At 71.3% G+C, this 12,458-nt stretch carries 8 protein-coding genes; 5 read left to right on the forward strand and 3 right to left on the reverse strand.

The window, feature by feature from the left end; genetic code table 11:
• Window positions 1-19: 19 nt before the first annotated feature.
• The 4 genes from ACFPIH_RS02000 (at window position 20) to ACFPIH_RS02015 (ending at window position 6,906) form a co-directional block, all read left to right on the forward strand.
• Complete coding sequence (locus tag ACFPIH_RS02000; protein WP_381166583.1) at window positions 20-2,389, forward strand: glycoside hydrolase family 2 protein; 2,370 nt, start codon at window positions 20-22, stop codon at window positions 2,387-2,389.
• Window positions 2,386-3,420 carry a LacI family DNA-binding transcriptional regulator gene (locus ACFPIH_RS02005; protein WP_381166585.1) on the forward strand — a complete coding sequence of 345 codons (1,035 nt, stop codon included), beginning with the start codon at window positions 2,386-2,388 and terminating at the stop codon, window positions 3,418-3,420. Before ACFPIH_RS02000 ends, ACFPIH_RS02005 begins: the two co-directional genes overlap by 4 nt.
• Window positions 3,421-3,538: 118 nt before the next feature.
• Window positions 3,539-4,780 (forward strand): thiolase family protein, encoded by a 1,242-nt coding sequence (locus ACFPIH_RS02010; RefSeq protein WP_381166587.1) that lies wholly within the window; start codon window positions 3,539-3,541, stop codon window positions 4,778-4,780.
• On the forward strand, window positions 4,777-6,906 hold the full coding sequence (locus tag ACFPIH_RS02015; RefSeq protein WP_381166589.1) for a 3-hydroxyacyl-CoA dehydrogenase NAD-binding domain-containing protein: 2,130 nt from the start codon (window positions 4,777-4,779) through the stop codon (window positions 6,904-6,906). Before ACFPIH_RS02010 ends, ACFPIH_RS02015 begins: the two co-directional genes overlap by 4 nt.
• Window positions 6,907-7,022: 116 nt before the next feature.
• Here ACFPIH_RS02015 and ACFPIH_RS02020 read toward each other — a convergent pair whose 3' ends face one another.
• Window positions 7,023-8,039, reverse strand: coding sequence for a DUF8189 domain-containing protein (locus ACFPIH_RS02020; protein WP_381166591.1), 1,017 nt, complete (start codon window positions 8,037-8,039; stop codon window positions 7,023-7,025).
• Between the two features lie 77 nt (window positions 8,040-8,116).
• Here ACFPIH_RS02020 and ACFPIH_RS02025 point away from each other — a divergent pair, with 77 nt between their 5' ends.
• The gene (locus tag ACFPIH_RS02025; RefSeq protein WP_381166592.1) at window positions 8,117-8,497 is read left to right on the forward strand and encodes a PIN domain-containing protein; all 381 of its coding nucleotides are present in this window, start codon (window positions 8,117-8,119) and stop codon (window positions 8,495-8,497) included.
• On the opposite strand, the gene ACFPIH_RS02030 is transcribed toward ACFPIH_RS02025, so the two are convergent.
• Both ACFPIH_RS02030 and dxs read right to left on the reverse strand, forming a co-directional pair.
• On the reverse strand, window positions 8,494-10,002 hold the full coding sequence (locus tag ACFPIH_RS02030; protein WP_381166594.1) for an amino acid permease: 1,509 nt from the start codon (window positions 10,000-10,002) through the stop codon (window positions 8,494-8,496). The genes ACFPIH_RS02025 and ACFPIH_RS02030 overlap by 4 nt on opposite strands.
• A 335-nt stretch (window positions 10,003-10,337) precedes the next feature.
• Complete coding sequence (gene dxs, locus ACFPIH_RS02035; RefSeq protein ID WP_381166596.1) at window positions 10,338-12,263, reverse strand: 1-deoxy-D-xylulose-5-phosphate synthase; 1,926 nt, start codon at window positions 12,261-12,263, stop codon at window positions 10,338-10,340.
• Window positions 12,264-12,458 lie beyond the last annotated feature (195 nt).

The following is a 12,458-nucleotide window of genomic DNA, read 5'->3' on the forward strand; positions in this document are numbered from 1 at the left end:
AACGGTTTAGGGAGTGCGCATGCTGGAGGCGACACCGCTCACCGAGGGATGGGTCCTGTGTCACGAGGGGGTTGGTCTCCCGGCCGTGGTGCCGGGCTGTGTGCACACCGACCTGCTGGCGGCGGGGGTGATCCCGGACCCCTTCCTCGGCAGGAACGAGGCCGAGGTGGCGTGGGTGGGCCGGCGGGACTGGACATATGAGACGGACCTGCCGACCGGGTCCGGGCACGAGCAGACCGATCTGGTCTTCGACGGTCTGGACACCGTCGCCGAGGTGCTGCTCGACGGGCAGCTCCTGGGCCGGACAAGGAACATGCACCGCGGGTACCGCTTCGACGTGACCGGTCTCGGGGGGCGGCTGTCCGTGCGGTTCGCCTCCGCCTACGCCGAGGCGGAGGCCGTGCGCGGGAAGGTGGGCGACCGGCCCGCCGCCTACGCGGAGCCCTACCAGTACCTCCGCAAGATGGCCTGCTCCTTCGGCTGGGACTGGGGGCCGACGCTGGTGACGGCCGGGATCTGGCGGCCGGTCCGGCTGGAGCGCTGGTCGACGGCCCGGCTCGCCCGGGTGCGACCGGTCGTGACGGTCCAACAGGGCGTGGGTGTCGTCGAGTTGCACATCGAGGTGGAGCGCACCCGGGTGGAGGCCGAACTCACCCTGGAGGCCCGGGTGGGTGGCGTACGGGCGCGGGGCGAAGTGACGGGCACACGGGGTGTCGTACGGGTGGAGGTGCCGGACGCCGAGCTGTGGTGGCCGCGGGGATACGGCGAACAGTCGCTCCATGATGTCGAGTTGACGTTGTGTCACGACAGCGTGGTGCTGGACGTGTGGCGGCGGCGGGTCGGCTTCCGCAGCGTGGAGCTGGACACCTCCGCCGACGGGCGCGGAACCGGATTCACCCTCGTCGTCAACGGCGAGCGGCTCTTCGCGCGGGGCGTCAACTGGATCCCGGACGACGTCTTTCCGTCCCGGGTGACCCGGGAGCGGTACCGGAGGCGGCTCGGGCAGGCGGCGGACGCCGGGGTGGACCTGGTGCGGGTGTGGGGCGGCGGGATCTACGAGAGCGAGGACTTCTACGACGCCTGCGACGAGCTGGGACTGCTGGTGTGGCAGGACTTCCCGTTCGCCTGCGCCGCCTACCCGGAGGAGCAGCCGCTGCGGGGCGAGGTGGAGGCGGAGGCCAGGGAGAACGTCGTACGGCTGATGCCGCATCCGTCGCTGGTGCTGTGGAACGGCAACAACGAGAACCTGTGGGGGTTCCGGGACTGGGGCTGGGAGGGGCGGCTGGCCGGGGACTCCTGGGGGGAGGGGTACTACCTGGGTGTACTGCCTCGGGTGGTGGCCGAGTTGGATCCGACGCGGGTCTACACGGCGGGCAGTCCCTGGTCGGGTTCGTGGGCGCACCATCCGAACGACCCGGCGCACGGCACGCACCACTCCTGGGAGGTGTGGAACCGGGCGGACTACGCCGAGTACCGGAGTGAAGTGCCGCGGTTCGTCGCGGAGTTCGGGTGGCAGGCACCGCCCGCGTACGCCACGCTGCGGCGGGCACTGCCGGGCGAGGAGCTCGCCGCGGACTCCCCCGGGATGCTGCACCACCAGAAGGCGGAGGACGGCAACGGCAAGCTGGCGCGCGGGCTCGCCCGCCATTTCGCCCTGCCGGAGGGGGACTTCGACCGCTGGCACTATCTGACCCAGGTCAACCAGGCGCGGGCGGTGGCCGCCGGGATCGAGCACTGGCGCGCTCACTGGCCGGAGTGCGCGGGGACGGTCGTCTGGCAGCTCAACGACTGCTGGCCGGTGACGTCGTGGTCGGCGATCGACGGGGACGGCCGGGAGAAACCGCTGTACCACGAGTTGCGGCGGCTGTACGCGGACCGGTTGCTCACACTGCGGGTCCGGGGCGAGGGGCTGGTGTTGGCGGCCGTCAACCAGGCGGCCGGGCCGTGGACGGCGGCCCTGGAGCTGCGGCGGATGTCGGTGGCGGGGGAGGTGATCGGGGCCGTGCGTCTCGAACTCGCCGCGCGGGCACGGGCGGTGGCCGAGCTGCCGGTGCCCGACGGGCTGGTACCGGACGGCGCGAAGGAGTTCCTGGTGGTCGACAGCGAGGGTCTGCGCGCCCTGTACTTCCCGGTGCCCGACCGTGAAATCCCCTACCCCCGCCCCGAGTTCGAAGTGGTCGCCGGAAGCGGGTCGGTCACCGTCACGGCCCGTACACTCGTGCGCGACCTGCTGCTCCAGGCCGACCGGCTGGGGCCGGACGTACGCGCCGACCGGGGCCTGGTCACCCTGCTTCCCGGGGAACGGGTGACCATCGGGGTCGAGGGCTGGGAGACTCCGGATGCCGCCGCCGCCCGGGCCGCGCTGTACTGCCAGGAGCCCGCTCGATGACGTCTCCGCCGCCCCGCGTCACGATCAAGGACGTCGCCGCGCGCGCCGGTGTGTCCAAGGGAGCGGTGTCGCTGGCCTTCAACCACAAGCCGGGGCTGTCGGAGACGACCCGGGAGCGGATCTTCGCGGCGGCGCGGGAGCTGGGCTGGGAGCCGAACCTCACCGCGCGGTCGCTGTCGAGCTCGCGGGTGGACGTGGTGGGTCTCGCGATCTGCCGGCCGGCCCGGATGCTGGGCCTGGAGCCGTTCTACATGGAGTTCGTGTCCGGGGTGGAGAGCGTGCTGACCGAGCACTCCTGCTCGCTGCTGCTGCGGCTGGTAAAGACCGTGGAGGAGGAGGCGGGACTGCTCGAGTCGTGGTGGCGGGGGCGGCAGATCGGCGGGGCGATCCTGGTGGACTTCCGGGCCGACGACCCCCGGGTGGCGGCGGCCGAACGGCTGGGGATGCCGGTGGTGGCCGTGGGACATCCGACGCTGACCGGGCGGCTGACCTCGGTGTGGACCGATGACGCGACGGCGGTCACGGAGGCGGTGCGGTATCTGGCCGCGCTGGGGCACCGCCGTGTCGCCCGGATCGGGGGCGCGGCGGCGCTCGGGCACACGGTGATGCGGACGGCCGCGTTCGACGCGGCGTCGCGGAGCGCGGGGCTGGCCGGGGCGTGGCAGGTCGCCACGGACTACTCGGGGGAGGCGGGCGCGCGGGCCACCCGGTCGATGCTGACCGCGGCCCCGCAGGACCGGCCGACGGCGATCGTCTACGACAACGACATCATGGCGGTGGCCGGGCTCGCGGTGGCGGCCGAGATGGGGCTGGGTGTGCCCCGGGACGTGTCCCTGCTCGCCTGGGACGACTCCCAGCTGTGCCGCCTGACCCATCCGACGCTGTCCGCGATGAGCCATGACGTGCACGGTTTCGGCGCCGAGGCGGCCCGTACGCTGTTCGGTGTGATCATGGGCCAGGGGCCGGGATCCCATCCGGTGCCGACGCCGGTGCTGACTCCGCGGGGGTCGACGGCTCCCCCGAAGGTGTGACCTTCGCCGCTTGGACCTGCGGGACTGTGCAGCCACGTTACCGATAAGTAGCATGGTTCCTGAGCGCGCGCTCAGCGCATCGCAGCAGTGCCATCCCGCACCCTGGAGGAGAGCCATCGTGCCTCGTACCGTCAGGGATGTCGTCTTCGTAGACGGCGTCCGTACCCCGTTCGGCAAGGCGGGCCCGAAGGGCATCTACCACGAGACCCGGGCCGACGACCTCGTCGTGAAGGCGATCCGGGAGCTGCTGCGCCGCAACCCCGGTCTCGACCCGAAGAAGATCGACGAGGTCGCCATCGCCGCGACCACGCAGATCGGCGACCAGGGCCTCACCATCGGCCGCACCGCCGGCATCCTGGCCGGGCTGCCGACCTCGGTCCCCGGCTACTCCATCGACCGGATGTGCGCGGGCGCCCTGACCGCCGTCACCACGGTGGCCGGCTCCGTCGCCTTCGGCGCGTACGACATCGCCGTGGCCGGCGGTGTCGAGCACATGGGCCGGCACCCGATGGGCGAGGGCGTGGACCCCAACCCTCGGTTCGTCAGCGAGAAGCTGGTCGACGAGTCCGCGCTGTTCATGGGCATGACCGCGGAGAACCTGCACGACCGCTACCCGCAGATCACCAAGCTGCGCGCGGACGAGTACGCGGTGCGCTCCCAGGAGAAGGCCGCCAAGGCGTACGCCAACGGCAAGATCCAGGCCGACCTGGTGCCGATCTCCGTACGCCGCACCGCTGCAGTCGATAGCGGCTCCGCCGCGGGCTCGGCGGGCGAGACGGGCTGGGGCCTGGTCACCGCCGACGAGCCGATGCGTCCGGGCACGACCCTGGAGAACCTCTCCGGGCTGAAGACCCCGTTCCGGGTGCACGGCCGGGTCACCGCCGGCAACGCGGCCGGCCTGAACGACGGTGCGACCGCTTCCCTGATCGCGTCCGAGGACTTCGCCCGCGAGAACAACCTGCCGGTGAAGATGCGCCTCGTCGCGTACTCCTTCGCGGGTGTCGAGCCGGAGGTCATGGGCTACGGCCCGATCCCGGCCACGGAGAAGGCCCTCGCCCAGGCGGGTCTGTCGATCTCCGACATCGGTCTGTTCGAGATCAACGAGGCCTTCGCCGTCCAGGTGCTGGCCTTCCTCGACCACTACGGCATCGCGGACGACGACGAGCGCGTCAACCAGTACGGCGGCGCCATCGCCTTCGGCCACCCGCTGGCCTCGTCGGGCGTGCGTCTGATGACGCAGCTGGCCCGCCAGTTCGAGGAGCAGCCGAACGTCCGCTACGGCCTGACCACCATGTGCGTCGGCTTCGGCATGGGCGCGACGGTCATCTGGGAGAACCCGCACTTCGAGGGGGACAAGTGAGCACCACCGCTGAGCTGCTGAAGGGTGCGGCCGAGCTGTTCCCGGACGAGGTCGTCACCAGCGCCCACGTCCGCCACCTCGACCTGCCGTACAACGCGGGCCGTTTCGCGCTGATTACGCTCGACAACGGTCTCGACCACACCAAGCCGACCACCTTCGGCCCCGCCTCGCTCGCGAAGCTCGACGCCGCGATCGACCAGGTGGAGAAGGAGGCCGCGGCAGGCGAGATCGTCGGCGCGGGCATCACCGGCAAGCCGTTCATCTTCGCCGTCGGCGCGGACCTCAAGGGCGTCGAGCTCCTCAAGGAGTACGACCACGCGCTCGCCATCGGCAAGGGCGGCCACGAGGTCTTCAAGCGCCTCGCGACGCTGGCCGTGCCGACCTTCGCGTACTACAACGGCGCGGCCATGGGCGGCGGCGTCGAGGTCGGTCTGCACTGCGGCTACCGCACCGTGTCGAAGGCGCTCCCGGCGTTCTCCCTGCCCGAGGTCTTCCTCGGTCTGGTCCCCGGCTGGGGCGGCTGCACGCTGCTGCCGAACCTGATCGGCGCCGACAAGGCCGTCTCGGTGATCGTCGAGAACAGCCTCAACCAGAACAAGCAGCTCAAGGGCGAGCAGGTCTTCGAGCTCGGGATCGCCGACGCGCTCTTCGAGGGCGCGGACTTCCTGGAGCAGTCGCTGCTCTGGACGGCTCAGGTCCTCAAGGGTGACGTCAAGGTCGAGCGCCCGGTGATCGACCGCGGCGAGGCCTGGGACCAGGCCGTCGCGCGCGGCCGGTTCGTCGCCGACTCCAAGGTGCACGGCGCGGCCCCGGCCGCCTACCGCGCGCTGGACATCGTCGCCGCCGCCAAGAACGGCGACCTCCAGCAGGGCTACGACGCCGAGGACAAGGCGCTCGCCGACCTGATCATGGGTGGTGAACTGCGCGCCGGCATCTACGCGTTCAACCTGGTGCAGAAGCGCGGCAAGCGCCCGGCCGGCGCCCCGGACAGGAACCTGGCCCGCCCGGTCACCAAGGTCGGCGTCGTCGGCGCCGGTCTGATGGCCTCGCAGCTCGCCCTGCTCTTCCTGCGCCGTCTGGAGGTGCCCGTCGTCCTGACGGACATCGACCAGGCGCGCGTCGACAAGGGCGTGGGCTACGTCCACGCGGAGATCGAGAAGCTGCTGGGCAAGGGCCGTATCAACCAGGACAAGGCCAACCGCCTCAAGGCCCTGGTGAGCGGTGTCCTGGACAAGGCCGAGGGCTTCGCGGACGCGGACTTCGTCATCGAGGCCGTGTTCGAGGAGATCGGCGTCAAGCAGCAGGTGTTCGCGGAGGTCGAGGCGGTGGCCCCGGCGCACGCGATCCTCGCCACCAACACCTCCTCGCTCTCCGTGTCGGAGATGGCGTCGAAGCTGAAGAACCCCGAGCGGGTCGTGGGCTTCCACTTCTTCAACCCGGTCGCGATCCTGCCGCTGCTTGAGATCGTGCGCGGCGAGCAGACCGACGACGCGTCGCTCGCCACCGCCTTCGCCGTCGCCAAGAAGCTGAAGAAGACCGCGGTCCTGGTGAAGGACGCCCCGGCGTTCGTCGTGAACCGCATCCTGACCCGGTTCATGGGCGAGGTGCAGAACGTCATCGACGAGGGCACCCCGGTCGAGGTCGCGGAGAAGGCGGTGGAACCGCTCGGCCTGCCGATGTCCCCGCTGGTCCTCCTCGAACTGGTCGGCCCCGCGATCGGTCTGCATGTCTCGGAGACGCTCAACCGGGCGTTCCCGGACCGCTTCACGGTCTCCCAGAACCTCAAGGCGGTCGTCGAGGCCGGCAAGCGCGGCTTCTACGTCTACGACAGCGGCAAGCCCGAGCTGGACCCCGAGGTCGCCGCGCTGCTGAAGCAGGGCGACTCGGTGCTGACCGAGGAGCAGGTGCGGGCGCGGGTGCTGGAGGCGGTGGCGCAGGAGATCGGGCTCATGCTCGACGAGGGCGTCGTCGCCGAGGCCCAGGACATCGACCTCTGCCTGATCACCGGCGCCGGCTGGCCCTTCCACCTGGGCGGCATCACGCCGTACCTGGACCGTGAGGGTGTCTCCGAGCGGGTGAACGGGAAGCGGTTCCTGGCCGCGGGCGTGGCGTCGGTACCGGCGTAACCACGGTCGTACGCAGGTGAAGAGGGCCTCCGCCGGCGGGCGGAGGCCCTCTCTCACGTCCGCGGTCGGCCTGTGCTCACCCACGGTCCGAACCCGGCTGCCCCCGGGGCCGTGGGTCAGGCCTTCCGCCATGCCTCCAGGGCCAGGCCCGGTTCGTCCTTGCGGCGGGTGAGGTGCAGGGCGCCGGTCGACAGGGAGAGGGTGGCGGCGACCACGCGGTCCTCGTGGTCGACGGCGAGCGCCACCTCCGCGTCGTCCGGGAGCGGTGGGCCGGACTCGGTCCACCAGGCGCCGGACGACTCCTGCTCCGTCGGGTAGGCGGCGAAGGCGACCCGGCCGCCGGCGGCGCGCTGGGCGAGCAACGTGCAGTCGTGGCCGTCGAGTTCACAGCGGATCGCGGCGACCGGACCGGGACCCGCGGCGGTCAGCACGGAGGCCGGTTTGCTGCCGGGGCGCCAGGCCCGGACGTCGCCGGACTCGTCGGTGTAGAAGAGCGTGGTGTGCTGCGGCGAGGTGGCCAGCGCCCGCAGGGTGCCGGGGCGGACCGGTGTCTCCACGGCCTCCTCCAGCACCGGCTGGGCGCCCGGCTCGTCCTGCCGCCAGTACAGGATCCCGTCGGCGACGGCGGCGTACGCCTCGACCCGCCCCGACTCCCCCGTCACCGCGACGGGCGGTCCCTCGACGCCCTTGCCCTTCAGGTCACGCCACGGTTCCCAGCCGCCCTTCTCCTTCTGGGCGGCCATGCTGAGCCCGGTGCCGGCGTTGCGGACGAAGACGTACGCGCGGCCCTCGGCGTCCACGGCGACGGCGGGCGGGCCGGTGAGCCCGCCCTTCTTGTTCGGGTGGCCGACGGGCGTCCAGTCGAGCGGGGCCAGGAGGGGCCGGAAGTGGGTGGAGTGCACCAGGCCCGACTCGCCCTTCACCGTGGGCCGCCAGGACGTCAGATGGGCGTAGCCGTCCGCGCCCTGGCCGACGGCGAGCACCGGATGCACCCGCTGGTCGCCGCCGACCCTGCGCGGACCGTCCCAGGGGCCGCCCGGGGCGCGCTCCGTCCGGCACAGGACAGCGTCGTCCGACGTCAGATAGACACTGAGCCGCCCGTCGCGGCCTCGTATGAGCCAGTCGCCGTTCACCCGTTCACTGTAAGGCGGCCTCCCCAGGGCCACTCGCGGCGGGCCCGTCCCCGCGCCGTCCGTGGGACCCTGGCCGCATGGACGTGAGCCCCGCCCTCCTCGTGATCGTCGACGCCGCGAACGTGGTCGGGTCGGTGCCCGACGGGTGGTGGCGGGACCGGCGCGGCGCTGCGGAGCGGCTGCGCGACCGGCTGGCCGCGGACGGGCTGCCGGGGCACTCCGGGCCCGTGGAACTTGTCCTCGTCGTCGAGGGCGCGGCCCGCGGGGTGGAACCGGTGCCGGGCGTACGGGTGGAGTCTGCGCCGGGCAGCGGGGACGACCACATCGTCGCCCTGGTCGCCCGGGCCGACGGCCGCCCCAGGCTGGTCGTCACCGCCGACCGCGAGCTGCGCCGCCGGGTGACGGAACTGGGCGCGGGGGTGACGGGACCGAGGGCGGTACGCGCGCCGAACGCCTAGGCCTGGTCCGTCGTCGTCCCGGTCGGGGTGTCCCTGCCCGGGGCGAGGCGGCTGTGGGAGCGGCCGTAGAGGAAGTACACGGCGAAGCCGACGACCATCCAGATGCCGAAGCGGAGCCAGGTCTCGGCGGGCAGGTTGAGCATCAGCCAGAGCGAGGCGCACACCGACAGGATCGGCAGGACCGGCACCCAGGGGGTGCGGAAGGCGCGCGGCAGGTCGGGGCGGGTGTTGCGCAGGACGATCACGCCGATCGCGACGACGACGAACGCGAAGAGGGTGCCGATGTTCACCAGCTCGGCGAGTTCGCTGAGGCTGGTGAAGCCGGCCAGGATCGCGATGAGCACACCGAGCAGGATGGTCGGCCGGTGCGGGGTCTTGAAGCGCGGGTGGACGTGGGAGAAGAAGCGCGGCAGCAGTCCGTCGCGGCTCATCGCGAAGAAGACCCGGGTCTGGCCGAGGAGCAGGATCATGCAGACGGTGGTCAGGCCGACGGCGGCGCCGAAGCTGATGAAGCCCGCGAACCAGGGGTGCCCGGTGGCCTTGAAGGCGTCGGCGAGCGGCGCGCTCACGGACAGCCGGGTGTAGTGCTGCATACCGGTGACGACGATGGACACGGCGACGTACAGGACCGTGCAGATGATCAGGGAGCCGATGATGCCGCGGGGCATGTCGCGCTGCGGGTTCCTGGTCTCCTCGGCGGCGGTGGCGACCACGTCGAAGCCGATGAAGGCGAAGAAGACGACGGAGGCCGCGGTGAAGATGCCCATCACGCCGAAGTTGGAGGGCGCCCAGCCGAACATCAGCTGGATCAGCGGCGACTGGAGACTGTCGCCGGCCGGCACAGGCTGCGCCTTCGGGACGAACGGGTCGTAGTTCTTGCCTTCGACGAGGAAGGCGCCCGCGATGATCACGGTGAGGACGACGGTCACCTTGATGGCGACGACAACGGTGGTGACCCGCGCGGAGAGCTTCGTGCCGATGACGAGGATGACGGTCAGCACCAGGACGAGGGCGGCGGCGAGGATGTCGAACCCGAAGCCGTCGGCTCCCTCCCGGCCGCTGAGCGCCGCGGGAAGATGCCAGCCCGCGTTGTCGAGGAGGGAGGCGATGTAGCCGGACCAGCCGACGGCGACCACCGCGGTGCCGAGCGCGAACTCCAGCACCAGGTCCCAGCCGATGATCCAGGCGGGCAGTTCACCGAGGGACGCGTACGAGAACGTGTACGCGGAGCCGGCCACGGGGACGGTGGAGGCGAACTCGGCATAGCAGAGCGCGGCGAGCGCACAGGCGACCCCGGCCGCGACGAAGGCCAGCGCGACGGCGGGACCGGCGTTGTTCTTGGCGACCGTGCCGGTGAGGACGAAGATGCCGGTGCCGATGATGACACCGACACCGAAGACGGTCAGATCCAGCGCGGACAGGGATTTCTTGAGCGAGTGCTCCGGTTCCTCGGTGTCCTGGATGGACTGCTCTACGTTCTTCGTCCTGAAGAAGGTGCTGCTCACGGACTACCTCCCACGCTGCGTCGTCCTCGACATGATCGAGAGGGGGCTTCAGGGCCTGCCCGGCGGATCCTGTCGGGGACGCGGGGTTCGGCACGCACATCTGCGGCGTTGTCGTCGGTCCCCGACGCTCCGCGTCGACTCCCTCCTCCGCCTTGCAGCTGCACGCACCGAACCCCGCTCGCCTGCACCGATCTGGCGCCGCGGCTTTCCTCCGACATGATCCGCCGGGCAGGCCCTACTGCGTATGCCCCGGCGCGGGTGTCTTCACGCGAATGGGCCGGTTTCACCACCGTCAAGGGTGGTGAAACCGGCCCATCCGGGCGTGTCGTACGGCGTCAGTCGCGGGCGGGCTGCACCGAGTCGACCTCGGCCGCGCTGCCGTACTTGCCGTCCAGCTTGGCGACCAGGCCGGTGACCTGGCGGGCGATGTCGGGAGCGGTCAGGCCGATCTCCGCCATGACCTCGGCGCGGGAGGCGTGGTCGAGGAAGCGCGGCGGGATGCCGAAGTCGCGCAGCGGGACGTCCACGCCCGCGTCGCGCAGCGCCTGGGCCACCGCCGATCCGACGCCGCCGACGCGGCTGTTGTCCTCGACGGTGACGACGACGCGGTGCCGCTCGGCGAGCGGGGCCATGGCCTCGTCGACGGGCTTGACCCAACGCGGGTCGACGACAGTGGTGGTGATGCCCTGTTTCTCCAGGAGGCCGGCGATCTCCAGGCACATCGGGGCCAGCGCGCCCACGGAGACAAGGAGGACGTCCGGGGTGTGGGTGCCGGGCTCGCGCAGGACGTCCATGCCGCCGACGCGTCCCACGGCGGGGACAGCGGGGCCGACGGCGCCCTTGGAGAACCGTACGACGGTCGGCGCGTCGTCGACCGCGACGGCCTCGCGGAGCTGGGCGCGGACCTGGTCGGCGTCGCGCGGGGCGGCGAGGCGCAGTCCGGGGACGACCTGGAGGATCGACATGTCCCACATGCCGTTGTGGGAGGCGCCGTCGGTGCCGGTGACGCCCGCCCGGTCCAGTACGAAGGTCACACCGCACTTGTGGAGGGCCACGTCCATGAGGACCTGGTCGAAGGCACGATTGAGGAAGGTGGCGTAGACGGCGAAGACGGGGTGCACTCCGGCGTGGGCGAGGCCAGCGGCGGAGACGGCGCCGTGCTGCTCCGCGATGCCGACGTCGTAGACCCGCTCCGGGAAGCGCTTGGCGAACCTGTCGAGGCCGACGGGCTGGAGCATGGCCGCGGTGATCGCGACGACGTCCTCGCGCTCCTCGCCGAGTTTGACCATCTCCTCGCCGAAGACGGAGGTCCAGTCGGCGCCGGAGGAGGCGATGGGCAGGCCCGTGTCGGGGTGGATCCTGCCCACGGCGTGGAAGCGGTCGGCCTCGTCCTGGAGGGCGGGCTGGTAGCCGCGGCCCTTCTCGGTGAGGCAGTGCACGATCACCGGGCCGCCGAAGCGCTTGGCGCGGGCCAGCGCGGACTCCAGGGCCTCGATGTCGTGGCCGTCGATCGGGCCGACGTACTTCAGGCCGAGGTCCTCGAACATGCCCTGGGGGGCGATGAAGTCCTTCAGGCCCTTCTTGGCGCCGTGCAGGGTGTCGAAGAGGGGCTTGCCGACGACCGGCGTGCGCTCCAGGAGGTCCTTGCCGCGGGCCAGGAACCGCTCGTACCCGTCGGTCGTGCGCAGGGTGGCGAGGTGGTTGGCGAGGCCGCCGATCGTCGGCGCGTACGACCGCTCGTTGTCGTTGACGACGATGACCAGCGGGCGGTCCTTGGCGTCGGCGATGTTGTTGAGCGCCTCCCAGGCCATGCCGCCGGTGAGGGCGCCGTCGCCGATGACCGCCACGACATGGCTGTCGCGCCGAAGGATCTCGTTGGCCTTGGCGATGCCGTCGGCCCAGCCGAGCACCGTGGAGGCGTGGCTGTTCTCGATGACGTCGTGCTCGGACTCGGCCTGCGAGGGGTAGCCGGACAGGCCGCCCTTCATCTTCAGCTTCGAGAAGTCCTGACGGCCGGTCAGCAGCTTGTGCACGTAGGACTGGTGGCCGGTGTCCCAGAGCACCTTGTCCTTCGGCGACTCGAAGACGCGGTGCAGGGCGATGGTGAGCTCGACCACGCCGAGGTTGGGGCCGAGATGGCCGCCGGTCTTGGAGACGGCGTCGACGAGGAAGTTCCGGATCTCCTCTGCCAGCCGGTCCAGGTCCTCCAGGCTGAGCCGGTCCAGATCGCGCGGTCCCCTGATGCGGGTCAGCAGCGGCACCCGTGCCTCCTTGCAGTAAAAGCTGTTCGAGCTGTTGCCGGGCGTGTCGAGTCTAATGTTCCGCCCGAGCGGCCGGGCTCCGGCCCATGGGTCATAGGTCACGCGAACGGCAGTACCCACGATCGCCCGTGCCTATGACACGGCTGTGCCCGGCACTGTTGAAGTACCGGGCACAGTTCTGGTCGCCGTCGCGGA

This window comes from Streptomyces vulcanius, assembly GCF_042653945.1.
Lineage (GTDB): Bacteria > Actinomycetota > Actinomycetes > Streptomycetales > Streptomycetaceae > Streptomyces > Streptomyces mangrovi.

What these genes read in the sequence shown, in the direction of transcription:
- ACFPIH_RS02000 (WP_381166583.1), top strand. Translation starts at nt 20, where the DNA reads ATGCTGGAGGCGACACCGCTCACCGAGGGATGGGTCCTGTGTCACGAG.
- ACFPIH_RS02005 (WP_381166585.1), top strand. Translation starts at nt 2,386, where the DNA reads ATGACGTCTCCGCCGCCCCGCGTCACGATCAAGGACGTCGCCGCGCGC.
- ACFPIH_RS02025 (WP_381166592.1), top strand. Translation starts at nt 8,117, where the DNA reads ATGGACGTGAGCCCCGCCCTCCTCGTGATCGTCGACGCCGCGAACGTG.